Annotated in this window: 24 protein-coding genes; 17 read left to right on the plus strand and 7 right to left on the minus strand. The window is 60.3% G+C overall.

Going from position 1 to position 26,897, the window contains the following annotated elements:
- From GIV26_RS11025 to GIV26_RS11080, 12 genes are all read left to right on the plus strand, one after another.
- Window positions 1-406 (plus strand): energy transducer TonB (locus GIV26_RS11025; protein WP_236280483.1); only part of this gene is annotated, 406 nt, incomplete at its 5' end.
- A gap of 25 nt (window positions 407-431) precedes the next feature.
- Complete coding sequence (locus GIV26_RS11030; RefSeq protein WP_087149534.1) at window positions 432-1,154, plus strand: MotA/TolQ/ExbB proton channel family protein; 723 nt, start codon at window positions 432-434, stop codon at window positions 1,152-1,154.
- A 1-nt stretch (window position 1,155) separates the two neighbouring features.
- Window positions 1,156-1,557, plus strand: coding sequence for an ExbD/TolR family protein (locus GIV26_RS11035; RefSeq protein WP_034125467.1), 402 nt, complete (start codon window positions 1,156-1,158; stop codon window positions 1,555-1,557).
- Window positions 1,558-1,743: 186 nt separating this feature from the next.
- Entirely contained in the window at window positions 1,744-1,995 is a 252-nt protein-coding gene (locus GIV26_RS11040; RefSeq protein ID WP_236280486.1) for a hypothetical protein, read from the plus strand.
- Window positions 1,996-2,087: 92 nt separating this feature from the next.
- Window positions 2,088-4,673 (plus strand): glycosyltransferase family 32 protein, encoded by a 2,586-nt coding sequence (locus GIV26_RS27220; RefSeq protein ID WP_236280489.1) that lies wholly within the window; start codon window positions 2,088-2,090, stop codon window positions 4,671-4,673.
- 192 nt (window positions 4,674-4,865) lie between these two features.
- On the plus strand, window positions 4,866-5,447 hold the full coding sequence (locus GIV26_RS11050) for an alpha/beta hydrolase (RefSeq protein WP_034125468.1): 582 nt from the start codon (window positions 4,866-4,868) through the stop codon (window positions 5,445-5,447).
- A gap of 47 nt (window positions 5,448-5,494) precedes the next feature.
- Window positions 5,495-6,421, plus strand: a complete 927-nt coding sequence (locus tag GIV26_RS11055) for a sigma 54-interacting transcriptional regulator (RefSeq protein ID WP_236280492.1) — start codon at window positions 5,495-5,497, stop codon at window positions 6,419-6,421.
- 106 nt (window positions 6,422-6,527) lie between these two features.
- A complete protein-coding gene (locus tag GIV26_RS11060; protein WP_034125470.1) occupies window positions 6,528-7,310 on the plus strand; it encodes a MetQ/NlpA family ABC transporter substrate-binding protein in 783 nt (260 codons plus the stop codon).
- 363 nt (window positions 7,311-7,673) lie between these two features.
- Complete coding sequence (locus tag GIV26_RS11065) at window positions 7,674-8,339, plus strand: amino acid ABC transporter permease (RefSeq protein ID WP_003187615.1); 666 nt, start codon at window positions 7,674-7,676, stop codon at window positions 8,337-8,339.
- The gene (locus tag GIV26_RS11070) at window positions 8,320-8,979 is read left to right on the plus strand and encodes an amino acid ABC transporter permease (RefSeq protein WP_060764940.1); all 660 of its coding nucleotides are present in this window, start codon (window positions 8,320-8,322) and stop codon (window positions 8,977-8,979) included. The genes GIV26_RS11065 and GIV26_RS11070 overlap by 20 nt, the downstream gene beginning before the upstream one ends.
- A complete protein-coding gene (locus GIV26_RS11075; protein WP_236280495.1) occupies window positions 8,976-9,752 on the plus strand; it encodes an amino acid ABC transporter ATP-binding protein in 777 nt (258 codons plus the stop codon). The genes GIV26_RS11070 and GIV26_RS11075 overlap by 4 nt, the downstream gene beginning before the upstream one ends.
- Entirely contained in the window at window positions 9,749-10,597 is an 849-nt protein-coding gene (locus GIV26_RS11080) for a transporter substrate-binding domain-containing protein (protein WP_034125473.1), read from the plus strand. Before GIV26_RS11075 ends, GIV26_RS11080 begins: the two co-directional genes overlap by 4 nt.
- A 112-nt stretch (window positions 10,598-10,709) precedes the next feature.
- On the opposite strand, the gene GIV26_RS11085 is transcribed toward GIV26_RS11080, so the two are convergent.
- On the minus strand, window positions 10,710-11,873 hold the full coding sequence (locus GIV26_RS11085) for an AAA family ATPase (protein WP_034125474.1): 1,164 nt from the start codon (window positions 11,871-11,873) through the stop codon (window positions 10,710-10,712).
- A gap of 121 nt (window positions 11,874-11,994) precedes the next feature.
- Between GIV26_RS11085 and GIV26_RS11090 the strand changes: the two genes are divergently transcribed.
- From GIV26_RS11090 to GIV26_RS11105, 4 genes are all read left to right on the plus strand, one after another.
- A complete protein-coding gene (locus GIV26_RS11090) occupies window positions 11,995-13,077 on the plus strand; it encodes an efflux RND transporter periplasmic adaptor subunit (protein WP_034125475.1) in 1,083 nt (360 codons plus the stop codon).
- Window positions 13,074-14,144 carry an efflux RND transporter periplasmic adaptor subunit gene (locus tag GIV26_RS11095; RefSeq protein ID WP_236280498.1) on the plus strand — a complete coding sequence of 357 codons (1,071 nt, stop codon included), beginning with the start codon at window positions 13,074-13,076 and terminating at the stop codon, window positions 14,142-14,144. The genes GIV26_RS11090 and GIV26_RS11095 overlap by 4 nt, the downstream gene beginning before the upstream one ends.
- Window positions 14,141-17,206, plus strand: a complete 3,066-nt coding sequence (locus GIV26_RS11100) for an efflux RND transporter permease subunit (protein ID WP_032894148.1) — start codon at window positions 14,141-14,143, stop codon at window positions 17,204-17,206. The genes GIV26_RS11095 and GIV26_RS11100 overlap by 4 nt, the downstream gene beginning before the upstream one ends.
- 218 nt (window positions 17,207-17,424) lie before the next feature.
- Window positions 17,425-19,614: a glycoside hydrolase gene (locus GIV26_RS11105; protein WP_236280501.1), complete on the plus strand. Its 2,190-nt coding sequence runs from the start codon at window positions 17,425-17,427 to the stop codon at window positions 19,612-19,614.
- 108 nt (window positions 19,615-19,722) lie between these two features.
- On the opposite strand, the gene GIV26_RS11110 is transcribed toward GIV26_RS11105, so the two are convergent.
- Complete coding sequence (locus tag GIV26_RS11110) at window positions 19,723-20,349, minus strand: class I SAM-dependent methyltransferase (RefSeq protein WP_096143911.1); 627 nt, start codon at window positions 20,347-20,349, stop codon at window positions 19,723-19,725.
- 176 nt (window positions 20,350-20,525) lie between these two features.
- Here GIV26_RS11110 and GIV26_RS11115 point away from each other — a divergent pair, with 176 nt between their 5' ends.
- Window positions 20,526-21,629 carry a hypothetical protein gene (locus GIV26_RS11115; RefSeq protein ID WP_236280504.1) on the plus strand — a complete coding sequence of 368 codons (1,104 nt, stop codon included), beginning with the start codon at window positions 20,526-20,528 and terminating at the stop codon, window positions 21,627-21,629.
- A 2-nt stretch (window positions 21,630-21,631) separates the two neighbouring features.
- On the opposite strand, the gene GIV26_RS11120 is transcribed toward GIV26_RS11115, so the two are convergent.
- The 5 genes from GIV26_RS11120 to GIV26_RS11140 form a co-directional block, all read right to left on the minus strand.
- Window positions 21,632-22,276, minus strand: a complete 645-nt coding sequence (locus GIV26_RS11120) for a methionine ABC transporter permease (protein ID WP_003187635.1) — start codon at window positions 22,274-22,276, stop codon at window positions 21,632-21,634.
- On the minus strand, window positions 22,266-23,381 hold the full coding sequence (locus GIV26_RS11125; protein ID WP_236280507.1) for a methionine ABC transporter ATP-binding protein: 1,116 nt from the start codon (window positions 23,379-23,381) through the stop codon (window positions 22,266-22,268). Before GIV26_RS11125 ends, GIV26_RS11120 begins: the two co-directional genes overlap by 11 nt.
- The gene (locus tag GIV26_RS11130; RefSeq protein ID WP_054896665.1) at window positions 23,378-24,193 is read right to left on the minus strand and encodes a MetQ/NlpA family ABC transporter substrate-binding protein; all 816 of its coding nucleotides are present in this window, start codon (window positions 24,191-24,193) and stop codon (window positions 23,378-23,380) included. The genes GIV26_RS11125 and GIV26_RS11130 overlap by 4 nt, the downstream gene beginning before the upstream one ends.
- 138 nt (window positions 24,194-24,331) lie before the next feature.
- A complete protein-coding gene (locus tag GIV26_RS11135; RefSeq protein WP_034125483.1) occupies window positions 24,332-25,690 on the minus strand; it encodes an LLM class flavin-dependent oxidoreductase in 1,359 nt (452 codons plus the stop codon).
- Window positions 25,690-26,883: an SfnB family sulfur acquisition oxidoreductase gene (locus GIV26_RS11140; RefSeq protein WP_236280510.1), complete on the minus strand. Its 1,194-nt coding sequence runs from the start codon at window positions 26,881-26,883 to the stop codon at window positions 25,690-25,692. The genes GIV26_RS11135 and GIV26_RS11140 overlap by 1 nt, the downstream gene beginning before the upstream one ends.
- Window positions 26,884-26,897: the final 14 nt, after the last annotated feature.

Below are 26,897 nucleotides of genomic sequence, written 5' to 3' on the forward strand. Positions count from 1 at the left end.
AAAACCCAAGCCCAAGCCCGTGCCTAAACCTGAGCCCAAGCCGGCCCCCAAGGCCGTCGAGCAGCCACCTGCACCACCGACGCCAGCGCCACCTGCACCGCCCGCACCTGCGGCGCCAGCGCCGGTGACGCCTGCTTCGGCCAACGCCGCGTACCTGAAAAACCCGGCGCCGGAATACCCGTCACTGGCTCAGCGTCGCGGTTGGGAAGGCACGGTGTTGCTGCGGGTGCAGGTGCTGGCCAGCGGTAAACCGGGTGAGATCCAGGTGCAAAAAAGCAGTGGTCGCCAGCAGTTGGATGACGCGGCATTGGCGGCGGTGAAGCGCTGGAGTTTCGTGCCTGCCAAGCAGGGCGATGTGGCCCAGAACGGCTGGGTGAGCGTGCCCATCGATTTCAAGATTCATTAATTATTCAGCGGCGCAGAGGGAAAACATCATGGCATTGGCATCTCCACTTGAATCCATCGAAAGCACGGTGATCTGGCTGCTGGTGGCCTTTTCGGTCGCCACTTGGGGCCTGGCCTTGCTCAAGGGCGTGCAGTTCGGTCGCCTCAAGGCCCAGGATCGCAAGTTTCACAAACAGTTCTGGGCGGCATCGAGCCTCGACTCGGCCGCCGAACTCGCCGAAACCCAGCCTGGCGCCGCCGCCCGTGTAGCCCAGGCCGGTTATGCCGCGATCCAGGTGGGCGATACCACCCACGCTGCGGATTTGAGCCAGGCGATCAATCACCAGGATCGCCTCGAACGCGCGCTGCGCCAGCAAATCGTGCGTGAACGTCGCTCCCTGGAAACCGGTCTGGCTGTAGTCGCCAGTATCGGCAGCACCTCGCCGTTTATCGGCCTGTTTGGCACCGTGTGGGGGATCATGGAAGCGCTGAAGGGGATCAGTGCTGCCGGGTCCGCCAGCCTGGAAACCGTGGCCGGGCCCATCGGCGCGGCACTGGTGGCGACCGGCGTGGGGATCGCCGTCGCGGTGCCTGCGGTGCTGGTCTACAACTACTTTTTGCGCCGCCTGAAGCTGACGGCGGCAGACCTGGATGACTTTGCCCACGACTTCTACAGCCTGGCGCAGAAAAACGCGTTCCGCGTGCTGCTGCACCCGGCGCTGACCAAGGCCGGCGCCGGCAGCCCGCAGAAAGTGAAGGAGGCGTCCTGACATGGCCTTCTCCACGCAAGACAGTGATGAGGTGCTGAGCGAGATCAACGTCACGCCGCTGGTGGACGTGATGCTGGTGCTGCTGGTGGTGTTTATCGTCACCGCGCCGCTGTTGACCAACTCGATCCCGATCAACCTGCCCAAGACCCAGGCCGTGGCACCGGTTGAGCAGAAGGATCCATTGGTGGTGAGCATCGACGGCGCCGGCAAATTGTTTATCAACAAGGACGAAATCCAGCCGGATCTGCTGGAGTTCAACCTGCAGGCGGCGAAGGCCAAGGACCCCGATGTGCGGGTGCAACTGCAGGCTGACGATGGAGTGAACTACGGCGAAGTGGCACGAGCCATGGCGTCGATTGAGCGTGCGGGCATCACCAAGTTGTCGGTGATCACTGCACGTTAGTTTCAAAAAGTCTCGACAGTTTTTGGGCCGCTTTCCTTGGCAGGGTGCGGCCCTTTTTTTATCTAAGCATTGCATGTTTACAGATGTTGCACAGGAAAAGAATTTACATGTATCCGAGCGTGCAATTCTCGGCTGCATGCTTATTCTGGTCGGCGCATAGAGTGATTTAATTAATGGAGTAATTGCATGTCTATACGCGTTCCTGTCCGAGTCGTGAATACGTTCGTTAATCCCAATTTAACGGTTGAAAAGCCTGAAGAAAAGCCTGCGGTAATGGCATCTTCGAACGATCGTATGGCCGGCCTGAGACATCCATCAGCCTGTATTTTGCCCACGCTGGCTGACTATAAGAGAAAACAGAGTTTACTGCAGGGCGCTGAAGCAAGCCCTACGCCAGGAAGTGGGAGCAACTCGGCATTCAAAAAAATGCTCGTTTAGAATCTTATATCAGCAAGCAAACCGCCGACTTTGTAACGCCCGAAAAAGAAATTTCCACTATTTTATCTGCAAAGATAAAGCAGCAATGGGGTGTGGATATTGATCCAGATAAAACCTATCTGGTGACATTTAAAGATGACAGTGAGGATGAAAAAGAGGTGGTAGAAAAAATCACCCTGACACAAGCGGCATTGAAAAACAGGCAAGATGTAACAATTAAGAAAGATGAAAGCTGGTTCGTAAAGATTGGCAAGTACTTTTCGCCAGCGATATATATTTACAACCAGATTGACGGTTGGGTGCAGGAAGCAAACACTCGACAAGGTATTTATCGGGAGCCCAGTGCGCCGGGCGATGCCCCCTATAACGACGACACCCGCGTTTCCATACCGGTGGATGACTTCAAGGCATTAGTCTGGGATACAGACCGGACCCAACTGTATAAGAAGACCCTTGATGGGTTTTGGGACAAGCACAGCGAATCTTATACGGCATTGAGTAAAATCTCGTTTGTCAAAGCCATCAATCTGCAGCGCCTGGAAGGGAGCCTTGGCCCTGCCGAGACGGCACTCGCTCAGCGAGCGTTGGGGCCTGTTGCGCAAAAGGATTGGTCCAAGCTGACGGTCCAGGATTTTGAAGGGCCTGCCGTGAAGGACCCGGATCTGGACATCGGGCTGCTGAGCATCAATGGGTTTGAGTCGACCGACTTGATGTGTGTGACCGATCGGAAAACCCAGTTGACGTTGCTTTACATCCCTGGCAACTCCTCGCCAATACATCGCTTCGATAATCCGCAGCAAATGACAACGTGGCTGGCCGGGCAAGCCTCGGACCCCGTAAAGCGCGCGTCCTTGTTGACGCACTTTTCCCTCAAGGATCAAGCTGACAGAACGTTTTCAGACGGCGTACGTCAGACCCTGCAAGGGATGGGAAACTGGTCCGATGCGCAGGCATCAGGCAATGCTTTCCTTGCGAGCCTCAACGGTTGGGTGCCGGATCGTTTCATCGCTGTTGAGCAGTTGCACGGCGATCCTTTCGAAGCGGTCAAGGTTCGGCAAAAAGCACGGTCCTATTCGGACGCCGACAATGCGATTGTCAGTGACGGGGACTACACCAAGAACCAGGTGCTGCATGTCGTGGAAGAGGCTACCAAGGTCGCTATGTTCATGACGCCGCTGGCGCTGGTGATGCCCGAAGTCGCTATAGGGCTGGATGTTTTCTTCCTCGCCGCCGGTGCTGCCCAGACAGGTATCGGTATTGATGACGCCGTCCAGGGAAAAGCAACGGCTTCCGACCGCATTGTGTTTGGCGTGTTGAACGCCGTACCGCCGTTGGCCACTCACGCGGGGGCACCACTGGCGAAAGCGCTGACAGAGAGGGTGTCCGGCGGTGGCGTTGCAGCAGGGGTTGATGCTGCAACCCGCACACCCACCCAAGTGACTGAACAAGCGCGCCCATTCTTCAGGCCACCACAACGTGTCAATGGGCATATCGGATACCCGATGGGGCCCGTCTCACCTCCAGTGATCCTTGAGGAGGTCAGGGTTCCCATGGATGACGTGAGGCGCATGATCGGGAAAGACTATATGGTTTATGTCGGTCAATACGGCACCAAAGTTACGTATGACGTCGAAGCGGGTCTTTGGCGCGGGCTCCAAGCCAATGGTCAGGTGAACGACATCTTTTATTGGCGTAAAGGTCAGGGACGGTGGCTGGGTGGCACTCAAGCCGAAGCGATTGAGGCCAGTAAAAATGCGCCTGCTTCGATGACAACCAAAGTACTGAAACTACCGAGAATGCCGGTACTGCCGTCCGGTGCTACAGACGTGCCGAAAGTGATCCACTATTTTTGGGCCGGCAATGAAATGCCGGAAAATCTACTCAATAATATTATGGAAAATTCCCGGAAAAGCCCCGGGTATAAATCGATTGTTCACGTTGATGCCAATGACGCGGATACTTTTCAGAAAATACATTCAGCGTTGGATCATAAAGTGGGCGGGCTTGAAGTTCATGATTTAAAGGCCGATGAAAGTTTTCAGGCTCTGAATGCAGGTCAATACGGCGAGATGTATCAGTTTTTCCGTTCAGGGCGTGGGCAGAATTTAGCGGCGTCATCGGACGTCATGCGCGCTGTGCTAATGAAAAAGTACGGTGGCATCTATCTGGATACGGATGATGCGCTGACCTTTAATGTGGGCGAGGTCACATTGAAAGCCACGCCTAATGATATCTTGATGAACGTGCCGGTTACTTACGAACCTACGGACTTCAATGGCTTCAACACCAGTAATTTTGCCAGTCATCCAGACAACCCTGTATTTGACGAGATTCTGGAGACGGCGTATGAGCGATACAAGGCAAACGAAGAATGGCTAAACGCTAATCGTCCCTTTCTGAAGGAAAACTCGACAGCCGCAGAGCGGCAAATTTATAACGAGTATGAAAAGAAAATTTTCGAGATCACTGGGCCGAGAATGTTTGGTGATGTATTGGCGCAAAAAGAGTATGGATTTTTTTCAGAAGTTGAGGAACTGACGGATCTGATGAATGCGCGTATTTTACTTCCGCAAGCGTATGCGGAAAAACTTACACAAGTGCGTGATTATTATATGGCGATGAATCATAAGCTCGGAGTTGCTATCGGCTCGGAACACTCTATGCATCATTCTCGCTGAGGTTGGCTCGGTCATTGCGCCGCGGTGGCAGGGGCGCAATGGCCGGTTTTAATGAAGGGCTTGGTAAAAGCAAGTTCTGAAAAGGGTGCAAATTCCTTTTGGTTATTAATAAATTCTTTTTTATTCCTTATTTGTGCGTGAGCCTCACCCTATACTGACCAGCAACGTTAAACGCTGCAGGAGGGCACACCCATGCACAGCGAGTCGATTCGTTATCTGATCGTGCCGGGCTGGCAAGGATCGCCAGAAGATCATTGGCAAACCCATTGGCAAAACAGCTTGCCCAACAGCGCACGGGTGGAACAGGCCGATTGGCTGACGCCGCGTCGCGAGGATTGGGTCGCCGCACTGGCCGAGGCCATCGCTGCCGACAGCACGCCGGTCATCCTGATCGCTCATAGCCTGGGTTGCATCACCGTGGCCCACTGGGCCGCCACTGCCCCCGTGCACTTCTTGCGGCAGGTACGCGGCGCATTGCTGGTGGCACCGGCGGATGTCGAGCGTCCTGCGTGTGCCCCTGCACTGCGCAATTTCGCCCCTATTCCAACTGACCTGCTGCCATTTCCCAGCCAGGTGGTCAGCTCCGACAACGACAGTGCCGTAAGCGCCCCCAGGGCTCTGGAACTGGCGCGTCAGTGGGGCGCCGAAGCCGGCATCTTGTCGGGCGCCGGGCATATCAATGTGAAGTCCGGCCACCGGCGCTGGGAGCAAGGGTTTGCTTACCTCTATCGCCTGCAACATCGCCTCGAGCACCACGCTCGGCGCAGCGCCTAATATTTTTCAACGCCCCGTCCCTGTGTGGATTGGGGCGGGAGCCTGCCATGAGTCTGCATGAAACCTTCGGCCAGCCGCTGCTGACCTTTCCAGATGCTGAAAAAAGCCCGTTGAGCATTCGCGCCAAGGCGCTGGTGTTCGTCGACCCACGCTCACGCCAACTGCGTGAAGAGTTGGAAAGCCTTGCGCCGCGCGCCTTACCCGTATTGATTCGAGGAGAAACCGGCAGCGGTAAAGAGTTGCTGGCGCGGCACATCCACCGTGGCAGTGACCGTACAGGCCTGTTTGTCCCGGTCAACTGTGGCGCCATCAGCCCCACCTATGCCGATGCCGAGTTGTTTGGCTATGCCGCCGGCAGTCACAGTGGCGCGGCGAGCAGCCGCGCGGGCTGGTTTGGCTCGGCCAATGGCGGCACCTTGTATCTGGATGAAATTGGTGACTTGCCGCTGCCGATCCAGGTGAAATTGCTCGCGGCCCTGGAGAACCACGAAGTCACCCGTGTCGGTGCCCAACAGCCCAGCCCGGTGGATGTGCGCCTGGTGGCCGCCACCAGCATCGACCTGGCCCAGGCCGTGGCCGTGGGCAAGTTTCACGAGCGTCTGTTCCATTATTTGAGTGAGGGCCGGTTGGACCTGCCGGCGTTGCGCGAGCGGGTGGGGGATATCTTGTCCCTGGCCGAATATTTCCTCGGCATCTACAGCCAGCGCCTGGACCTGCCGGTGCCACTGATCAGCGACGCCGCCCAGCAGGTGCTGGAACACCACACTTGGCCGGGTAACACCCGCGAACTGGAAAACGTCATTCACTTTGCCTTGCTGGTGAGCAGCGGCGATGAAATCTTGCCCGAGCATTTGAACTTGCCAGCGGCGGGTTCGCCGCTGGAGCAAGTGCGACGAATTTTGGCCAGCGCCAGCCCGGCCGAGCAGGAATCGGTGCGTAAAATCCTGTATGAGCAAAATGGAATATCAACGTGAATAAAAGATATTGTTCGGGAATAAAAAATCTAGGTATTGTCCTTTCCACGCCGCGATAGCACTTCGCTGGCACCTCACATAAAAACGGTCGTTAGAAGGACATTGCATGAAAAAGGTTCTGTTGTTTACCGCTCTGGCGGCTGCCCTGACTGCTGGCTTTGCCCAGGCCAGCGAGAAACTGGTGGTGGCTGCTACGCCGATTCCCCACGCCGAAATCCTCGAGCTGATCAAGCCGACCCTGGCTAAGGAAGGTGTGGACCTGCAGATCAAAGTCTTTACCGACTACGTACAGCCAAACGTGCAAGTCGCTGAGAAACGCCTGGATGCCAACTATTTCCAGACCCTGCCGTACCTAGAAAACTTCAACAAGGGTAAAGGCACCAATCTGATTACCGTGGTGGGCGTGCACGTTGAACCCTTCGGCGGCTACTCGAAAAAGATCAAGAAAATCGAAGATCTGAAAGATGGCGCCACCGTGGCGATTCCGAACGAAGGCTCCAACAGCGGCCGCGCCCTGTTGCTGCTGCAAAAGGCCGGTGTGATCACCCTCAAAGACCCGACCAACGCCCTGGCCACGCCGAAAGACATCGCCAGCAACCCGAAGAACCTGAAGTTCAAAGAGCTGGAATCGGCCCTGCTGCCACGGGTGCTGGACCAGGTTGACCTCGACCTGATCAACACCAACTACGCCCTGGAAGCTGGCCTGAACCCGGCCAAGGACGCGTTGATCATCGAAGACGCCAAATCACCTTACGTAAACTTCCTGGTGGCCCGCCCGGACAACAAGGACAGCGATGCTATCCAGAAGTTGGCCAAGGCCCTGACCAGCCCGGAAGTCAAAGCTTTCATCGAGAAGAAGTACAACGGCGCGGTGGTGCCAGCGTTCTGATGTAAGCCAAAACCCCCTTCAAGGTTTCAACGCCGACGGCTACTACAGCGTCGGCGTTTTTTTATCTGAAATACAGTCAAAACTGTGCGATTGCTCGTTCCCACGCTCCGCGTGGGAACGTCTCCTGTGACGCTCTGCGTCACGACTTTAGAGCGGACGCAGAGCGTCCTGGGCTGCATTCCCACGCAGAGCGTGGGAATGATCGACAGCTCCCGCAGGGGTTAGGTTTTTGGGTGATATCAATATGCTATTTTGGTATTTAAATTTTGATTTTTATACCTTTAAAGTTCGCGCTAGCTGACGTTATCCACGTCGGCACGGACTGCGCTCGCGGCATTACCCATGCGGCGATATGGACTGCACATGACCTTCGATTTCGCTTTTATCCTCAGCACCCTGCCGGCGTTTCTCAAGGCCGTGGGTGTGACGCTGCAAGTCGGCCTGATCGCCATTGCCACGTCCTTGCTGGTGGCGCTGATCAACGCTGCGCTGCTGGTGTTTCGCACGCCTTACCTGTCGCGCCTGGTGGCGCTCTATGTGGAGCTGGCGCGTAACACGCCGCTGTTGATCCAACTGTTCTTCGTCTACTTCGCGCTGCCGGCCCTGGGTTTCAATATTTCCGGGTTCTGGGCGGCGATCATCACCATGACCTTTCTGGGCGGCGCCTATCTCACCGAGGTGCTGCGCGCTGGTGTGGAAGCGGTGCCGCTGGCGCAAATCGAGTCGGGCAAGTCCATTGGCCTGTCCGATTGGCAGCTGTTGCGCCATGTGATCCTGCCCCAGGCCGGCATCCTCAGCCTGCCGGCGCTGTTCGCCAATTTCATCTTTCTGCTCAAGGAAACTACGGTGGTTTCCGCCGTGGCGGTGCCGGAAATTCTCTACACCACCAAGAGCTACATCGCCCTCTACTACAAGACCTACGAAATGCTCGCTGTGCTGACGCTGATTTGCGTGCTGTTGTTCCTGCCGTTGTCGCTGTTGCTCAGCCGCCTGGAAAGGAGGCTCCAGCATGGCCAGTTCGGGTCTTGAGTTGCTCTGGGTGTCGTTGCCGCAACTGGGCAAGGGCGCTGCGCAAACCCTGTCGATTTCGTTTTTGAGCATCGCCTTCAGTACGGTTGGCGGCGTGCTCTACGGCGTGCTGCGCACTTTGAATAACAAAGCGATCAACGGCGTGCTGCGGGTCTACCTGGAACTGTTCCGCGCCATTCCGGTACTGGTGTGGTTGTACCTGCTGTTTTTTGGCGTGCCGATCTTCTTCGGCCTGAGCATCCCCAGTTTCTGGTGCGCGGTGCTGGTGCTGTCGTTGTGGGGCGTCAGCGAGGTGGGCGAAGTGGTGCGTGGCGCGTTGCATTCGCTGCCCCGTGGCCAGCGCGAAGCGGGCTTGTCGATTGGCCTGTCCGGCCCACAGTTGTACGGCTATGTACTGCTGCCCCAGGCCCTCAAGCGCATGACGCCGCCGACCATCAATGTGTACACGCGCATCATCAAGACCAGCTCCCTGGCGGTGCTGATCGGCGTGGTGGATGTGATCAAGGTCGGCCAGCAAATCATCGAGCGCACCTATGAGTCGGTATTGATCTACGGTGCGCTGTTCCTGTTTTTCTTCTTTATCTGCTACCCGTTGTCAGCCGCCTCCAAGGTGCTGGAACGGCGCTGGGCCCAAGCATGAGCGTATTGATCGAGTTCCAGGGTTTCAACAAATTCTTCGGCGAGGCGCAGGTGCTCAAGGGTATCGACCTGAGCGTGCAACGCGGCGAAGTGGTGGTGATCCTCGGCCCCAGCGGCTGTGGCAAAAGCACCTTGCTGCGTTGTTTGAACGGGTTGGAAGTGGCACACAGCGGCAGTCTGCGGTTCGCCGGCAAAGAGCTGCTGGATAAAACCACCGACTGGCGCCAGGTACGCCAGGACATCGGCATGGTGTTCCAGAGCTACCACCTGTTCCCGCACATGAGCGTGCTCGACAACATCCTGCTCGGCCCGCTCAAAGTGCAAAAGCGCGACCCCCGGGAGGCCCGTGAGCAGGCGGAAAAATTGCTGGAGCGCGTGGGCCTTGCCGACAAGCGCGACGCCTTCCCACGCCAGCTTTCCGGCGGCCAGCAGCAACGCATCGCCATCGTCCGCTCGTTGTGCATGAACCCCCAGGTCATGCTGTTTGACGAAGTCACCGCGGCCCTCGACCCGGAGATGGTCAAGGAAGTGCTGGAAGTGATCCAGGACCTGGCCCGCGATGGCATGACCCTGCTGATCGTTACCCACGAAATGGCCTTCGCCCGCGCCGTCGCCGACCGCGTGGTGTTCATGGAGGCCGGTCGCATCCTCGAACACAACACCCCCGAGGCATTCTTTACGAACCCGCAGACCGCGCGCGCGCAGCAGTTCCTGGAGAAGTTCTCCTTTGTTTCAACACTGCCCAAAAAGATCAAGGAACTGGAGCTGATATGAAAAAGTTACTGCTGCCACTGTTTGCCGTCGCCTTGCTGGCCGGCTGCGATAAAAAGGCCGAAGAGCCGGTAAAACCCGCGGCTGTGAGCTACATCGACAAAATCAAAGCGCGGGACAAGCTGATTGTCGGCGTGTTTACCGACAAGCCGCCATTCGGTTTTGTGGACGAAGCGGGTCGTTATGTCGGCTTCGATACCGACATCGGCCGTCAATTCGCCAAGGACCTGTTGGGCGACGAAAACAAGGTGGAATTTGTCGCCGTGGAACCGGCCAGCCGCATTCCGTTCCTGCAAAGCGACAAGGTCGACCTGATTCTCGCCAACATGACCGTGACGCCTGAACGCAAGGACGCGGTGGACTTCACCAACCCCAACCTGAAAGTCGCGGTGCAGGCTCTGGTGCCGAATGACAGCGCCGTCAAAAGCCTGGATGACCTGGCAACCCGCACGACCATCGTCACCACCGGCACCACGGCGGATATCTGGCTGACCAAGAACCATCCGGACTGGAAGCTGCTCAAGTTCGAGAAGAACTCCGAGTCGCTGCAGGCGTTGTCGGCTGGCCGTGGGGATGCCTATGCGCAAGACAACCTGGTGCTGTTCAGTTGGGCCAAGCAGAACCCGGGTTACCGCGTGCTGGAAGAGAAGCTGGGTGATGAAGCGCCGATTGCCCCGGCGGTGAAGAAGGGCAATACCGAGCTGCGTGACTGGGTGAATGCCGAGCTGGCGAAGTTGGGCGAGGAGAAGTTTCTGCTCAAGCTTTATGACCAATATGTGCGAAAAGAACTGAGCGATGACACCAAGCCTGAGAGTGTGATTGTCGAAGGCGGTAAGTGGCAGGGCTGATTGATCACCCCGTCCTTGTAGGAGCGAGCTTGCTCGCGAAGAACGCACAGGCAACGCGGGCTACCAGATAGCGCTGCGTTATCGTTGACGTTTTTCGCGAGCAAGCTCGCTCCTACTCCGGCCAATGCCACGCCGGCGCATCCAAAATGCCCTGCCCTACAATTCGCGTTTCCCCCATCACCTTCTCCAACACAATCGAGTTACACCCCTCATCCTGCTGCAACGCTGCAATCAAGCGGCTGGCATGGCTCACCACCCACACCTGGCACTGCTTCGACGCCTGGATAATCAAGCGCGCCAGTGCCGGCAACAGGTCGGGATGCAGGCTGGTCTCCGGCTCGTTCAGCACCATCATGGTCGGCGGGCGTGGGGTCAGCAGTGCTGCGATCAGCAGCAGGTAACGCAGGGTGCCGTCCGACAGCTCCGCCGCCGACAACGGGCGCAGTAAGCCTTCCTGATAGAACTCAATGGCAAAGCGTCCGCCCTGCAACGGTTCGATATGCAACCGTGCGCCGGGGAAGGCATCACTGACCGCGTGCTGCAACGCCTCGACATCGCCCACTTCGCGAATCGTCTGTAACGCGGCCGCCAAATCCCGACCGTCGTGATGCAGCACCGGCGTGCGCGTGCCTAATTGCGGCTGGCGTACCGGCGCATCCACATCGCTGCGAAAGTGATCATAAAAGCGCCAGCCACGGATGCTTTCGCGCAGCAGCAACACTTCCGGCGAACCGCGCAGGCTGCCGACCTGATCGAACAGGCTGTGATAGTTGGGCGTGTGTTGGGCCAGCACGTCCCAGGCGCGGCCATCACGGGCGCGTACCATCGGTCCCGAGCGCTGAACCAGCAGGCTGGCCGGGCGATAGAGAGGGCCGGCCCAGATACATTCCTTTTTAATCTCCGGGTCCAGTTTGAACTCGCTGCCGGGAACCGGGATGGGCATGCCCAGGGAGATGGCGTAGCTGAAGTCCTCCCCGGCAAAGCCCAGGCGCAAGCGTTTGACGCCTTGGGCGACCACGGCCTCCACCGGTACTTCGCCATTGCGCATGCGCCGGCTGATGTTTTCCGGCCCGGCCCAGAATGTGGAATCCAGCCCGCCTTCGCGGGCCAGCGCATTGATCACCCCGCCCTGGGCAGTTTCGGCCAGCAGGCGCAGGGCGCGATACAGGTTGGACTTGCCGCTGCCATTGGGCCCTGTCACCAGGTTCAGCCGGTCCAGGGGCACCACCAATTTGTTGATCGAGCGGTAATTGGCCACCGCGAGGGTTTTAAGCATGTGTATTTAGTCAGCATGGGAACCATTGGAGTATGGGATCCTCCATGCAGATAAGGAACCCTGATCTAAGCTCACAGTCGCATACACACTTGAACGTCGGCATCACGCAAAAGGAGCCTGCATGGGCGGTCGCACCTCGACATTTATTTTCAGCCTTGGCCTCCTGGCGCTGCTCAGCGGCTGTGGCCAGGACAAAGCCGAGCCCAAGCAGCATTCACGGGTGTTCGTGCAAACCGTGCAGTCGGCGGATTTCGCCGCGGCGGTGACGCTGACCGGTGATATCCAGGCGCGGGTGCAAACCGATCTGTCCTTTCGCGTGGGCGGCAAGATCATCCAGCGCATGGTCGACGTGGGCGACCGCGTCACAGCCAGGCAAGTCCTGGCCAAGCTCGACCCCAAGGACCTGCAAACCAACGTCGATTCGGCCCAGGCCCAGGTCGTGGCCGAACAGGCGCGGGTCAAGCAGACCGCCGCCGCCTTTGTGCGCCAGGAAAAACTGCTGCCCAAAGGCTATACCAGCCGCAGCGAATATGACGCCGCCCAGGCCGCGCTGCGCAGCAGCCAAAGTGCCCTGGCCGCCGCCCAGGCGCAGTTGGCCAATGCCCGCGAACAATTGGGCTACACCTCGCTGATTGCCGATGCCCCGGGGATCATCACGGCGCGCCAGGCCGAAGTCGGCCAAGTGGTACAGGCCACCGTGCCGATCTTCAGCCTCGCCCGCGATGGCGAACGTGACGCCGTGTTCAACGTGTATGAGTCCTTGCTGGTGGAGCCGCCGCCCGACGCGCCGATTACGGTGAGCCTGCTGGACAACCCGAGCATCAAGGCCGTGGGCAAAGTCCGCGAAGTCACGCCCGCCGTGGCCGCCAATACCGGCACCGTCCAAGTGAAGATCGCCCTGCAAAGCCTGCCCAAGGGCATGGAACTGGGGTCGGTGGTCAGCGCCACCGCCAATGGCCCGGCCAAGGCGAGCATCGAGCTGCCTTGGTCAGCGCTGACCAAAGACCTCAACGAGCCAGCCGTGTGGCTGGTGGACGGCGAAGGCAAGGCGCAGTTGCACAAGGTCACCGTGGCGCGCTACCTCACCGGCAAAGTGATCATCGGCGAGGGCCTCAAAGGCGGTGAAAAAGTCGTGATAGCCGGTGGGCAATTGCTGCACCCCGGCATGGTCGTCGAGATCGCCCAACCCGGAGCGCAGCCATGAAGCAATTGACGCTCATTGTCGCCGCCAGCCTGTTGCTGATGGCCTGCTCCAAGGAAGAGGCGCCGCCCGAACCCATACGCCCGGTGCTGTCCATGGAAGTGAAGGCTGAAGAACAGGAAAACCTCGGTCGTTTCGCCGGCACCATCCAGGCCCGCTATGAAAGCAACCTGGGTTTCCGCGTGCCGGGCCGCATCGCCCGTCGCGCCGTGGATGTCGGCGCCGAAGTGGAGAAGGGCGCGCTGCTCGCCGTGCTCGACCCCACCGACCAGCAGAACCAATTACGCGCTGCCCAGGGCGACCTGGCGCGTGTACAGGCGCAGTTCATCAACGCCCAGGCCAACGCTCGGCGGCAACAGGAGCTGTTCAACCGTGGCGTCGGCGCTCAGGCCCAGCTGGACGTGGCCCAGACCGACCTGAAAACCACCCAGGCGACCCTCGACCAGGCCCGTGCTTCGGTCAACCAGGCCAAGGACCAACTCAACTACGCCGAACTGCGTACCGACCATGCCGGCATCGTCACCGCCTGGAACGCTGAGGCCGGCCAAGTAGTCAGCGCCGGCCAGCAAGTGGTGACCCTGGCCCGTCCCGACATCAAGGAAGCGGTGATCGACCTGCCCGCCGGCCTGGCTGAACGCTTGCCTGCCGATGTGGTGTTCCTGGTCGCCGGCCAACTGGACCCCAGCGTGCACACCACTGCCGTGGTACGTGAGATCGAGCCTCAGGCCCAAAGCGCCACGCGCACCCGTCGCGCACGCCTGAGCCTGGCCGAAACCCCGCCGGCGTTCCGCCTGGGCACGGCAATCAGCGTGACTTTGAGCACCGCCATCGCCCCGCGTATCGAACTGCCCCTGAGCGCCTTGCAGGAACTCGACGGCAAGACCCGTATCTGGCTGCTCGACACCCAAAGCCAGACCGTACAACCCCGCGAGGTCACGGTTATCAGCCGTGATGCTCACAGCGCCTTGCTCAACGGCAGCGTCAAACCCGGCGAGCGTATTGTCACTGCCGGCGTGAACAGCCTGAAACCTGGGCAAAAAGTCAAAATCGACGAGGACAGCCCGCGATGAAAGGGAGCTTCAACTTATCCGACTGGGCCCTCAAGCATCAGTCCTTCGTCTGGTACCTGATGTTCGTCGCGCTGCTGATGGGCGTGTTCTCGTACATGAACCTGGGCCGTGAAGAAGACCCGTCGTTCACCATCAAGACCATGGTGATCCAGACCCGCTGGCCGGGCGCGACCCAGGAAGAAACCCTCAAGCAGGTCACCGACCGCATCGAGAAAAAACTCGAGGAACTCGACTCCCTCGACTACGTGAAAAGCTACACCCGGCCCGGCGAGTCCACGGTGTTCGTATTCCTCAAGGACACCACCAGTGCCAAGGCCATCCCGGAAATCTGGTACCAGGTTCGCAAGAAGATCGACGACATTCGCGGCACCTTCCCCCAGGGTTTGCAGGGGCCGTCGTTCAACGATGAATTCGGTGACGTGTTCGGCTCGGTGTATGCCTTTACCGGCGATGGCCTGTCGATGCGTCAACTGCGTGATTACGTGGAGCAGGTGCGCGCCGAAATCCGTTCGGTACCGGGGCTGGGCAAGGTCGAAATGATCGGCCAGCAGGACGAAGTGATCTACCTGAATTTCTCCACGCGCAAACTCGCGGCTCTGGGGATTGATCAGCGCCAGGTCGTGCAAAGCCTGCAATCGCAAAACGCCGTGACCCCCGCCGGGGTGATCGAGGCAGGGCCGGAACGCATCTCCGTGCGCACCTCCGGGCAGTTCGCCTCGGAGAAAGACCTGGCCAACGTCAACCTGCGGCTCAATGACCGTTTCTACCGGCTGGCGGATATTGCCGACATCAGTCGTGGCTATGTGGACCCGGCGCGGCCGATGTTTCGCTTCAACGGCAAACCGGCGATTGGCTTGGCCATCGCTATGCAGAAGGGCGGCAATATCCAGTCGTTCGGCAAGGCCCTGCACGGGCGCATGGACGAGCTGACCGCCGACCTGCCGGTGGGCGTCGGCGTGCACAAGGTCTCCGACCAGGCCGAAGTGGTGGAAGAGGCAGTCGGCGGCTTCACCAGCGCATTGTTCGAGGCGGTGATCATCGTGCTGGTGGTGAGCTTTATCAGTCTCGGCATGCGCGCCGGATTGGTGGTGGCGTGCTCGATTCCGTTGGTGCTGGCGCTGGTGTTCGTGTTCATGGAATACAGCGGCATCACCATGCAGCGCGTGTCGCTGGGCGCGTTGATCATCGCTCTCGGCCTGCTGGTGGATGACGCGATGATCACCGTGGAGATGATGATCACGCGCCTGGAAAAAGGCGAAACCAAGGAACAGGCGGCGACTTACGCCTATACCTCCACGGCGTTCCCGATGCTCACCGGCACGCTGGTGACCGTCGCCGGCTTCGTGCCGATTGGCCTCAACGCCAGTTCGGCGGGCGAGTACACCTTTACCTTGTTCGCGGTGATTGCCGTGGCGATGCTGGTGTCGTGGGTGGTGGCGGTGCTGTTTGCGCCGGTGATCGGCGTGCATATCCTCAGCGCCAATGTGAAACCGCACAACGCCGAGCCGGGGCGCATTGGCCGTGCCTTCAATGGCGGCATGCTGTGGGCCATGCGCAACCGTTGGTGGGCGATTGGTATCACCGTGGCGCTGTTCGTGGCCTCGGTGTTTTCCATGCAATTTGTGCAGAACCAGTTCTTCCCGTCGTCGGACCGTCCGGAAATCCTCGTCGACCTGAACCTGCCGCAAAACGCCTCGATCAACGAGACGCGCAAGGCGGTAGACCGCCTCGAAGCGATCATCAAGGACGACCCCGATATCGCCCGTTGGAGCACCTACATCGGCCAGGGCGCGATCCGTTTCTACCTGCCGCTGGACCAGCAGTTGGAAAACCCCTACTACGCGCAACTGGTGATTGTGAGCAAGGGCCTGGAAGAGCGTGGCGCCCTGATCGCCCGCCTGCAACAACGCTTGCGCGATGATTTTGTCGGTATCGGCAGCTACGTGCAGCCGCTGGAAATGGGCCCGCCGGTAGGGCGGCCGATCCAGTACCGCGTGTCCGGCAAAGACATCGACCAGGTGCGCAAACACGCCATTGAACTGGCGACCTTGCTGGATCAGAACACCCACCTGGGCGAGATCATCTACGACTGGAACGAGCCGGGCAAAGTGCTGCGCGTCGACATCGCCCAGGACAAGGCGCGGCAACTGGGGCTTTCGTCGGAAGACGTGGCGCAGTTGATGAACAGCGTGGTCAGCGGCGCGGCGGTGACCCAGGTGCACGACGATATCTACCTGATCAACGTGGTCGGCCGCGCCGAGGATGCCGAGCGCGGTACGCCGGAAACCTTGCAGAACCTGCAGATCGTCACGCCCAACGGCACCTCGATTCCACTGCTGGCGTTCGCCACCGTGCGTTACGAGCTGGAGCAGCCGCTGGTCTGGCGTCGTGACCGCAAGCCGACGATTACCATCAAGGCCGCGGTGCGCGATGAGATGCAGCCGACCGACCTGGTCAAGCAATTGGCGCCGACCATCGAGAAATTCAGCGAAGGCTTGCCGGTGGGCTATAAAGTCGCCACCGGTGGCACTGTGGAAGAAAGTGGCAAGGCTCAGGGACCTATCGCCAAGGTAGTGCCGTTGATGCTGTTCCTGATGGCCACCTTCCTGATGATCCAGTTGCACAGCGTGCAGAAGATGTTCCTGGTAGCCAGCGTCGCGCCACTGGGGCTGATCGGCGTGGTGCTGGCGTTGATCCCCACGGGAACGCCCATGGGCTTTGTGGCGATCCTGGGGATCCTGGCGCTGATCGGCATCATCATCCGCAACTCGGTGATTCTGGTCACACAGATCCACGAGTACGAAGAGGCCGGCTACACGCCGTGGGATGCGGTGGTGGAAGCCACCGAACACCGGCGTCGACCGATTCTGCTGACGGCTGCGGCGGCGAGCCTGGGCATGATCCCGATTGCGCGGGAGGTGTTCTGGGGGCCGATGGCCTACGCGATGATTGGCGGGATCATCATTGCGACGTTGCTGACGTTGCTGTTTCTGCCGGCGCTGTATGTGGCCTGGTACAAGATTCGCGAGCCGAAACAGGAACATCAGCCACAACAGGATTAATTCTGTAGGAGCGAGCTTGCTCGCGAAAAACGTCAACGATAACGCGTGCTTCCTGAGTAAACGCGGCGCCTGTGAGTTTTTCGCGAGCAAGCTCGCTCCTACAAAAGAGCCTTAACTGACTGAGGCTGTGTGAAGTTTCTGAAAAATCCCCATGTCGTCCTGGCTCACTACTGCATGCTGTACCCTCTGGTCCTCATTCCAAACCCAGGTCGGTCCTCATGCAGTGCCTGCGTTTCACCTTGCTGTTTTGCGCGTTGCTCCTTGCACCGCCTGCCTTCGCCGCCACCGTACTGGAAAACGCCTTGTGGCGCGTCGAACTCGACCCCGCCACCCTGGCGCTGCGCGTGACACCCGCAGGCCAGACTTCGGTGCAGGCATCCAGCGGTGTGGCCACGCATGCCGTCAGCCAATTGCAGAACACGCCTGATCAAGCCACTTGGCAATGGGACAACGGCGCCTATCGCCTGACCGCCCGCCTGCAACAGCGCGACCTGGCCTTGACCATCAACGCCCGCGAGCCCGGTGAGCTGGCCCTGCTGCGCCAGCCTGCCGAGGCCATGGGGCGAGGGTTGATCTGGCCCTTGGCCGAGGGGCATTACGTGCCTGCCGGCAATGCCATCTGGAAGACGTTTCTGCTGGAGCGGGGTGAGTTCAATACCACCCAGGACCTGAGCCTGCCGCTGTGGGGCGTGGATCACGGTGGCTTCACGTTGAACTGGCTGTTGACCAACCCCTACAACAACCGCCTGCAATGGCAAGCCGACGGCAACGGCATGGCCCTCTCCGCGGCCCATGAATTCACCTCGCTGGCGCCTGATGCGCCGATGACGCTGCGGCTGTACCTGGGCGATGCCGACCCATTGGCTGGCGCCAAGCGCTACCGCCAGTGGCTGGTGGAGCAGGGCCGCTATGAACCGTTGGCGGACAAGCTGCGGCAAACACCCGAAGCCCAGAAGCTGCTGGGCGCCAGCCATGTGTACGTCTGGGACAACGGCCTGCTGGCTCTGGGCGATGTGCGTGATTGGCCAACATTGATCAAACGGCTGCGCAGCCATGAACTCAAGACGCTGATGGACAAAGAGAGCGCACAGCTGCTGGCGCAGTCCACTCCCTTGAATCGCTATGAGCAAACCGTGCTGCTGCGCGGTCTCAACGCGGCGATCAACACCAAGGCCCGGCAGGCCTGGCAGGTGGAAGAGCCCGACATGACCCGCCTTGCCGCCCGCTACGGTGAGCTGCGCAGTGAACTGGCCGTGGACTTTGCGGGGGCCTTGAGTGACAGCCCGCAAACCTGGGGCAGTAGCACGATTCAAACCCTGCGCGACGCCGGGCTGCAGCGTCTTCTGCTGACCTTGGGCGAAGGTTGGGAGGGTGGCCTCTGGCATCCCGAAGCGATTCGCGCGGGGGTGGAAGCCGGTTTTCTGATGGCGCCTTACGACTCCTATGAAACGGCCCTGTCCGCCACCGAAAACCCCGATTGGACCACTGCCCACTTGGGCGCCAAGGCCTATCGCGACTGCGCGATCGTGTTGAAAGACGGCAAGCTGAAAACCGGTTTCCAGAAGTCCGGCCATTACACCGACCCGCGGTGTGTCCGGCCGCTGCTGGAGGCGCGGGTGAAGGCGGTACACGCCAAGGCTGGCTTCAATGCCTGGTTTCTCGATGCTTACGCCACCAGCATGCTGTTCGACAGCTATCGCAGCAACGCCAGCATGACCCAGGCACAAAACGCCGAAGGCAATATCGACGCCTCCCGCTGGATCAACACCGTGCCGAAGCTGGTCACAGGCTCCGAAGACGGCAACGCGATCACCGCCCAGGGCATCCTGTTTGCCCACGGCATGCAGACCCCGGTGATCGGCTGGGGTGACCGCGAGATGACCCATGACCCGCAGTCGCCGTACTTCGTAGGCAACTGGTACCCCACGGAGCAACCGGCGGTGTTCTTCAAATCGGTGCCGTTGAAGGAGCCGTTTCGCACGCTGTATTTCGAACCGACGATGCGCCTGCCGTTGTATCAGGCGGTGTTCCACGGCTCGGTGATCACCACCCATCATTGGCTGTTCGACAGCCTCAAGCTGAGCAATGTGCAGGGCGACAATGAACTGACCCAACTGCTCTACAACGTGCCGCCGCTGTACCACCTCAGTGCTGCGACGCTCAAGGCGCGGCTGCCGATTATTCAGCGCCAGGACCGCTTCTTCCGGCCGTTGCACCAGCGCTTGGCGACCCAGGAAATGACTGGTTTCCGTTGGCTGACGGTGGACAAACAGCTGCAGCAAACCACCTTCGCCGATGGGACGCGGCTGGTGGCGAATTTCTCGGCGGTGGAAAAACAGGGGTATGCCGGGCGCAGTGTGACGGTGCTTGTGGAGGGGGAGGAGCCGGTGGTGTATCAGGTGAAATAACGCTGCCCGTTACGGCGCCATCGCGGGCAAGCCCGCTCCCACAGGGGAATGCATTCCAAAGGTGGGAGCTGGCTTGCCTGCGATGAGGCAGGTACAGGCGATGCAGCACTAAAGTTTACGCCACACACTCGCCAACCAAGGCTGCTGTTCCCGCGGCAACCCGTCCGGCCGGTAGTAATGCTCCAACTCTTCAAACCCTGCCGCGGTCAGCAAGGCCTGCCACGCCTGCAGGTCGTGATAAGAGCCATACCGCGGCCCATTCCAGCCCTCTTGGTTCTCACCCCGAGGGTTGGAGCTGAACAGCACGCCCCCAGGCTTCAACGCGCCGTGCAGCTCTTTGAGCACTCGGGGCAACTCCTGCTTGGGAATATGAAACAGCACCGCATTGGCAAACACCCCATCGAAGCGTTCGGCGGGCAGGTCCAGCTTGAGAAAGTCCTGCTGCAACACCTCACAGCCACTGTCTTCGCGGGCCATCTGCGCAAAACGCTCGGAGCCATCCAGGCCCACGGCGATATGCCCCATGCGCGTAAACGTCTGCAAATCCCGCCCTGGCCCACAGCCGAAATCCAGCACGGTGAACGGCGGCGTGCCCTGGATATGCCGCAACAGCGCGTCGATGTTCTGGCTCACATCGTGATCGCGAGTGCCTTCACGGAAGTCTTCGGCCACCTTGTTGTAATGGCCCAGGGTGGTGGAGGTGATCTGGTTGAGGTCGTCGGGAGCAAGTTTCATGGCATGGCGCACGGCTGCGGCTGAGGTAGCGGGACTATACCCCGGCCCACTCTTGAGTTGAAAACCGTGTATCCGCTGTAGGGCACTTCACGGCAGTCGCAATGCGCGCATCCGACAGACCGCCACGGGAAATTATGGGTAAGATTTGGCCCTCATTTGCAGAGGGCTACACATCCATGGAAGAGGAAAAATGTTCACCCGTTGGCAACGACACCGCACCGAACAAGGTAGACCAATACGCCACAAGATTGAGCAGTGGGCTGTTCTGGCTCAATGAGCGTGCCTGGCCGCTGACGGTGGGGGTTCTCTCGGTGGCGGGCCTGTACCTGTACCAGTACATCCAGGTGGAAAAGGTGCCGCTGAGTATCCTGTCGGCGTCGGCGTTCACTGCCCTGCCGGCCATGTTCGCCATGTTGGTATTTGTGATCGGCATGATGGGCGCGTCGATCCTGGTGCCCACGTTCATCTTGTTCACGCGCCTGAACGGCACCGGTGTGCGCCTGAGTGATCAACTCAATCTCCGCCCGCAGTCGCCCCAAGAGACGGCCCAGCATAGGCGCTTATTGGGGCATTGGACTGTCAGTCTGGTCGTAATGGGTGTTTTCTGGATGTCCGCTGTATACCTGTCTGTGAACGCCGAAAGTGGGTTTTGGCTGACCTTCAGCTGGATCGTCGCATTCATGGCGGCGATAGTGGCCTATGTCGGCATCATCATTCGTGCCCGGCCCGCCGATGTTGCCCTGCGTGAGCTGACCGGCGAGTTCTGGCTGGCCAGTGCTGGCGCCGGGGTCGTTCAAATGGTGGTCATTCTGATGGTGACGGTGCCGGTCTCCCGCGCCTTCAGCGAGTACTCCGATAGCGCCGTGTTCTTTGCGCCGTTCATGGCCGCCGAACTGGGCGTGCTGGTCTTGATCCAGGGGAGCGCCGCCTGCTTGGTGGTGCGCATGCGCGTCCAGAAAAACCCGGTTGCGTTCGCCTCATTGGTGGCCTTTGCGCTCATCGTTTTACTCGGGCTGATCCCGGCGAGCGGGGCCAAGTTGGGTGGCCTGCCGCTGCAAGGCTCCGCCTCGGGAGGGCGCGTTTGTACGTTGATGACCTGGGCGGCAGAGGCCAAGGTCCCCGGCGCGCTGGTAGACGCCGACAACCCCAAGCGCAGCGTAAAACTGCGAGTGATGGCCGACTCGGATGGCAGCTACATCGTGCGGCCCTGGCAGGCCAAGGAAAAAACCATCACCTTCGTGCCCCGTGCCAGCGTTGCCCAATTGGATGAGTGCCCGTGACGTCAGCGCTTGTTCAATACCCGCGCCAATCGGTCCCCGCTCAGCTGGATCACCGCCACCAGCACCACCAGCAGCACAATCACCGTGAGCATGATCTGCGTATCGAAGCGCTGGTAGCCATAGCGGTAGGCAATATCGCCCAGGCCACCGGCGCCGATCGCCCCGGCCATGGCCGATGAGTTGATCATGGTCACCAGGGTGATGGTGAAGCCGCCGACGATGCCGGGTAACGCCTCTGGCAACAGCACATGCCAGATGATGTGCCAGCGGCGGCAACCCATGGCCTGCGCGGCTTCGATCAGGCCATGGTCGACCTCGCGCAGGCTCACTTCAGCGATGCGTGCAAAGAACGGCGTGGCGGCGATGGTCAGCGGTACCACTGCCGCCCAGACGCCATAGGTGGTGCCGACGATCAGGCGCGTGAACGGGATGAGCGCCACCATCAGGATCAGAAACGGAATGGAGCGGAACAGATTCACGAACGCTCCCAGCACGCGGTTAAGGGCCGGTGCCTGGTAGATGCCGCCCTTGTCGCTGGTGACCAGAAAGACCGCCAGCGGAATGCCCACCAGCAGCGCGATCAGCGACGACACCCCCACCATCAACAAGGTGTCGATGGCGCCCTGCACTAAACGATCAAACCACATAGCCCAGCACCTCCACCTGTTGTGCCCAATTGGCCGCGCGTTTGCGCAGTTCTTCGGCGTTGTGCGGCGATCCATTCACCGCCAGCAGCAGTTGCCCCAAGGCATGCCCCTGGATGCGTTCCACGCCGCCTTGCAGTAAACGCACACGGCCGCCGAGGGCACTGAACAGTGCCGCGAGGTCTGGCTCCAGGGTGTCGCTGCCGGTGAACTGCAGGCGCAGTACCAGTGCGGCGTCGGCCGAGGCTGGCGTGGGTTGCAGGCGGCTTTGCAACTCTGGCGGCAAGCCGTGTTGCAGCGGTGCGAGCAGGGTCTTGCTGACCTCATGTTGCGGATCGCCAAACACCTGCCACACCGGGCCTTGCTCGACGATACGCCCGTGCTCCAGCACCACTACGCGGTGGCAGATGTCGCGGATCACCGCCATCTCATGGGTGATCAGCACGATGGTCAGGCCCAGGCGCTGGTTGATCTCGCGCAGCAGGCCGAGGATCGACTGGGTGGTTTCCGGGTCGAGGGCCGAGGTGGCTTCGTCGCACAGCAGAATCTCGGGGTCGTGCACCAGCGCGCGGGCGATGCCGACGCGCTGCTTTTGCCCGCCGGACAGCTGCGCCGGGTACGCCTTGTGTTTGTCTTGCAGGCCTACCAGCTCCAGCAGTTCATGCACCTTTCGCGCGCGTTGTGCCTGGGGTACACCGGCGACCTTGAGCGGCAACTCGACGTTCTGCCACACGGTCTTGGCTGACATCAGGTTGAAGTGCTGGAAGATCATGCCGATGCGTCGCCGCAGCGCCACCAGGTGGTCTTCATCGAAGCTGCCGATGTCCACCTGGTCGATCAGCACCCGTCCGCTGCTGGGTTGTTCCAGGCGGTTGATGGTGCGGATCAGCGATGACTTGCCGGCGCCGCTGCGGCCGATGATGCCGAACACTTCGCCACGCTGGATCGCCAGGTCAATGCCTTGCAGCGCATGCACCGTGCCGTCATAGGTTTTGCCCAGGTTGATGAACCGCACATGGGCGCGGTTCAAGTCCGGGTGCAGTTCAGTCTGTTCGGCGTGGCTGGGTGCAGGGACCAGATCGTGCAATCGGGCGTTGGCGGCACTCATGGTTTAGCTTCCCAGCCAACCTGATAGAGCTTGCCGAGGGACTTGTCCAAGGCCGCACGCACCACCGGCGAGTGCTGGTAGATATCGACGAACTTGATCACCCGTGGGTCGGTTTTGCTCTTGGGCTGGATGACGAACTGAATCACGTATTCCGGGTGGTCGAGGCCGTCGAACAGCAGCGCCGACTCGGCATCGAAGGTCTTGGACAGGCGGATGTACGCCGGGTAGCCCTGCACCAGATCGGCGTCGTCATAGGCGCGCACCAGTTGCACCGCTTCCACTTGCAGGATCTTGATGTTTTTCGGGTTGGCGACGATGTCTTCTTCGGTGGCTTTGTAGCCCACACCCGGCTTGAGGGTGATCAGCCCGGCCTTGGCCAGCAGTTGCAGGCCGCGACCGCTGTTGATCGGGTCGTTGGCAATCGCCACGCTGGCGCCTGCGGGCAGCTCGTTGAAGTTTTTGTACTTTTTCGAATACAGCCCGACGTTATTGATGATGCCTGGCGCATACGGCACCAGGTCAAACCCGGCGGCGGCCTTGGCGTTTTCCAGGAAGGGGATGTGCTGGAAGTAGTTCACGTCGATATCGCCGGCGGCGAGGCTGACGTTGGGCGCGATCCAGTCGGTGAACTCCACCAGTTCGACCTTCAGGCCCTGCTTGCCGGCCTCTTCTACGGCGGCTTCCAGCGGAATGGCGAAGGCAGCGGTGGTGCCGATTTTCAGCGGGGCGTCGGCGGCAAATACCGCCGAGCTGAATAAGCCGAAGGCCAGGGCCAGTGCTTTGACTGGGTGGTTTAGGAATGTCTTTTTCATAGTGGTTTTCCAGTCATAAGGTCTTAGGTAGCTAGATCGTTCCCACGCTCCGCGTGGTAATGCCGCCAGGGACGCTCCGCGTCCCACAAGCGAACGCAGAGCGTCCAAGAGGCATTCCCACGCGGAGCGTGGGAACGATCAAACAATGTGGCGGTAGGTAGAGCCGGTGTGTTGGCTGGGTAAGCGGGCCGTGTCGTGGAAGACTTTTTCCCGCAGCGTTCCCTGCGCATATTCCGTCTTGTACGAGCCCCGTCGTTGTAACTCCGGTATCACCAGCTCAATGAAATCCACATAGCTCTCTGGCGTCACAATGCGCGTCAGGTTGAAACCATCCAGCCCGGTTTCGCTGATCCAGGATTCCAGCTCATCGGCCACCTGTTCAGGCGAGCCCACCAGGGTGATATAGCGCCCGCCCAAGGCGTGCTGTTCAAGCAATTTGCGCCGGGTCCAGTCGTTGTTCTGCAGGTTCTGGGTGGCCGACTGGATCGCGTTGCTTTTGACGTACTGGATCGGTTCGTCCAACGCGTACTGGGCAAAATCAATCCCGGTCGAGGCCGAGAAGTGCGCCACGCCGGCTTCCGCGCTGGCGTAGCTGAGGTACTCGGCGTGCTTGTTCCAGGCCAACGCTTCAGTAGCGCCAACGATGACGTTAAGGCCCATGAACACCTTGATGTCGTCCGGGTTGCGCCCAGCCTCCACTGCGCTGGCGCGCACCTTGTCCACCTGGCGTTTGGTCGCGGCTTTGTTCTGCCCGCTGATAAACACGCACTCGGCATGCCGCCCGGCGAACAGCAAGCCGCGCTCGGAACTGCCGGCCTGGAACAACACCGGCGTGCGCTGCGGCGAGGGCTCGCACAGGTGGTAACCCTCCACCTGATAGAACTCGCCGTGGTGCTCTACCTTGTGCACCTTGCCCGGTTGCGCATACACCCGCGCTTGGCGATCGTTGCGCACCGCGTCGTCTTCCCAGCTGCCTTCCCAGAGCTTGTACAACACCTGCAGGTATTCATCGGCCTGGTCGTAGCGCCGGTCATGCTCGACCTGTTCGGTAAGGCCCATGGCCTTGGCGGCGCTGTCGAGGTAGCCGGTGACAATGTTCCAACCCACCCGGCCACGGCTCAGGTGATCCAGCGTCGACATGCGCCGGGCGAACAGGTACGGCGGTTCGTAGGTGAGGTTGGCGGTGAGGCCGAAGCCAAGGTGCTGGGTGACTGCGGCCATGGCCGACACCAGCAGCAGCGGGTCGTTGACCGGTAGCTGGATCGACTCCTTGAGGGGCACGTCAATGGAGTCCTGATAGACGTCATACACGCCGACGATATCAGCGATGAACAAACCGTCGAACAACCCGCGCTCAAGGATCTTCGCCAGTTCAGTCCAGTATTCGAGGGTCTTGTACTCGGTCGAGTTGTCTCGTGGATGAGCCCACAAACCGTGATTGATGTGCCCGATGCAGTTCATGTTGAAAGCATTGAGCAGGATCTTTTTTTTGCTCATCAGATGGTCCCCCGCAGCGGCGGGTTTTCATCGTTGAGGTAGTAGTTGCCAACCGCATGGTATTTCCAGCGCACCGGGTCGTGCAGGGTGTGCACCCGGGCGTTGCGCCAGTGGCGGTCCAGGCCGTGTTCGGCCAGGGTCGCCTGGCTGCCAGCCAGTTCGAACAGGGTGCTGCCGGCCGCCAGGGAGATTTCGGTACTCAGGGCGCGTATTTCGGCAACGGCGATGGAGGCTGCGGCGACGGTCTGGGCATTGCTGTCGGCCTGGGCGCGGTCGAGGAATTCACCCGAGCGTTCCAGCAAGGCTTCGGCGGCGTGCAGCCGGCTGCTCAGGTGGCCGAAGCTCTTGAGTGTCAGCGGGTCTTCGGTGGCCTTGTCGTTGCCGGCGTCGATCCATGGGCGGGTCTTGGTGCGCACAAAATGCAAGGCGTCCTCAAAGGCCGCGCGGGCGATGCCGGTGTCGATGGCTGCGTGGAGGATCTGCGCCAGCGGGCCGACGGTGGTCGGGCGTTCGAAAGCGCTCTGGAACGGCACCACGTCTTGCGCCGCGACCCACACGTTGTCGAACACTACCGAGCCGCTGCCGGTAGTGCGCTGGCCGAAGCCGCTCCAGTCGTCGATCACCGTCAGTCCCTCGCTGTCACGCGGTACGAAGGCCAGTTGCTGCACGCCATTTGCATCCACCACCGAAGTGGGGATGCGCTGGGCGTAGATCGCGCCGGTGGCGTAGAACTTGCGCCCGTTGATGCGAAAACCGTCGCCGTCGCGGGTGAGGCTGGTAATGCGGTCGTGGGCGGTCTTGGTGCCCAGCTCCGCCAAGGCGTTGCCAAAGCGTTGGCCGGCCAACACCTCGGCGTACAGGCGTTGCTGCTGTTCGGGGCTGCCGTTCACGCGCAGTACTTCGAGGGCATAGAAATGGTTTTGCGGAATCTGGCCCAACGAGCCATCGGCCTGGGCGATCAGTGCGATGACCTTGGCCAGGGTGACGTTGGACACGCCCGCGCCACCGTAGGCCTTGGGCACGCTGATGCCCCACAGGCCAGAGCGGGAAAACACGTCCAGTTCGGGCAATGGCAGGCGGCGTTCGCGGTCGCGTTGGGCGCTGTCGCGGCGCAAGTCTTCAGCAATATCGCTGGCGACAATAAGCGCTTGTTCGTCGCTGGTGATGACCGCGACGGGGTGAGAAAGGGTCATGAGTTTCTCCAGAA

Origin of the sequence: Pseudomonas sp. PA-1-3F, from assembly GCF_021609665.1 — a bacterium.
Classification (GTDB): domain Bacteria; phylum Pseudomonadota; class Gammaproteobacteria; order Pseudomonadales; family Pseudomonadaceae; genus Aquipseudomonas; species Aquipseudomonas paracarnis.

Bases quoted from the DNA above. Each gene is read 5' to 3' on its own strand.
- GIV26_RS11035 (WP_034125467.1), top strand. From the start codon at position 1,156: ATGGCCTTCTCCACGCAAGACAGTGATGAGGTGCTGAGCGAGATCAAC.
- GIV26_RS11040 (WP_236280486.1), top strand. From the start codon at position 1,744: ATGTCTATACGCGTTCCTGTCCGAGTCGTGAATACGTTCGTTAATCCC.
- GIV26_RS11050 (WP_034125468.1), top strand. From the start codon at position 4,866: ATGCACAGCGAGTCGATTCGTTATCTGATCGTGCCGGGCTGGCAAGGA.
- GIV26_RS11055 (WP_236280492.1), top strand. From the start codon at position 5,495: ATGAGTCTGCATGAAACCTTCGGCCAGCCGCTGCTGACCTTTCCAGAT.
- GIV26_RS11060 (WP_034125470.1), top strand. From the start codon at position 6,528: ATGAAAAAGGTTCTGTTGTTTACCGCTCTGGCGGCTGCCCTGACTGCT.
- GIV26_RS11065 (WP_003187615.1), top strand. From the start codon at position 7,674: ATGACCTTCGATTTCGCTTTTATCCTCAGCACCCTGCCGGCGTTTCTC.
- GIV26_RS11070 (WP_060764940.1), top strand. From the start codon at position 8,320: ATGGCCAGTTCGGGTCTTGAGTTGCTCTGGGTGTCGTTGCCGCAACTG.
- GIV26_RS11075 (WP_236280495.1), top strand. From the start codon at position 8,976: ATGAGCGTATTGATCGAGTTCCAGGGTTTCAACAAATTCTTCGGCGAG.
- GIV26_RS11080 (WP_034125473.1), top strand. From the start codon at position 9,749: ATGAAAAAGTTACTGCTGCCACTGTTTGCCGTCGCCTTGCTGGCCGGC.
- GIV26_RS11085 (WP_034125474.1), bottom strand. From the start codon at position 11,873: ATGCTTAAAACCCTCGCGGTGGCCAATTACCGCTCGATCAACAAATTG.
- GIV26_RS11090 (WP_034125475.1), top strand. From the start codon at position 11,995: ATGGGCGGTCGCACCTCGACATTTATTTTCAGCCTTGGCCTCCTGGCG.
- GIV26_RS11095 (WP_236280498.1), top strand. From the start codon at position 13,074: ATGAAGCAATTGACGCTCATTGTCGCCGCCAGCCTGTTGCTGATGGCC.
- GIV26_RS11100 (WP_032894148.1), top strand. From the start codon at position 14,141: ATGAAAGGGAGCTTCAACTTATCCGACTGGGCCCTCAAGCATCAGTCC.
- GIV26_RS11105 (WP_236280501.1), top strand. From the start codon at position 17,425: ATGCAGTGCCTGCGTTTCACCTTGCTGTTTTGCGCGTTGCTCCTTGCA.
- GIV26_RS11110 (WP_096143911.1), bottom strand. From the start codon at position 20,349: ATGAAACTTGCTCCCGACGACCTCAACCAGATCACCTCCACCACCCTG.
- GIV26_RS11115 (WP_236280504.1), top strand. From the start codon at position 20,526: ATGGAAGAGGAAAAATGTTCACCCGTTGGCAACGACACCGCACCGAAC.
- GIV26_RS11120 (WP_003187635.1), bottom strand. From the start codon at position 22,276: ATGTGGTTTGATCGTTTAGTGCAGGGCGCCATCGACACCTTGTTGATG.
- GIV26_RS11125 (WP_236280507.1), bottom strand. From the start codon at position 23,381: ATGAGTGCCGCCAACGCCCGATTGCACGATCTGGTCCCTGCACCCAGC.
- GIV26_RS11130 (WP_054896665.1), bottom strand. From the start codon at position 24,193: ATGAAAAAGACATTCCTAAACCACCCAGTCAAAGCACTGGCCCTGGCC.
- GIV26_RS11135 (WP_034125483.1), bottom strand. From the start codon at position 25,690: ATGAGCAAAAAAAAGATCCTGCTCAATGCTTTCAACATGAACTGCATC.
- GIV26_RS11140 (WP_236280510.1), bottom strand. From the start codon at position 26,883: ATGACCCTTTCTCACCCCGTCGCGGTCATCACCAGCGACGAACAAGCG.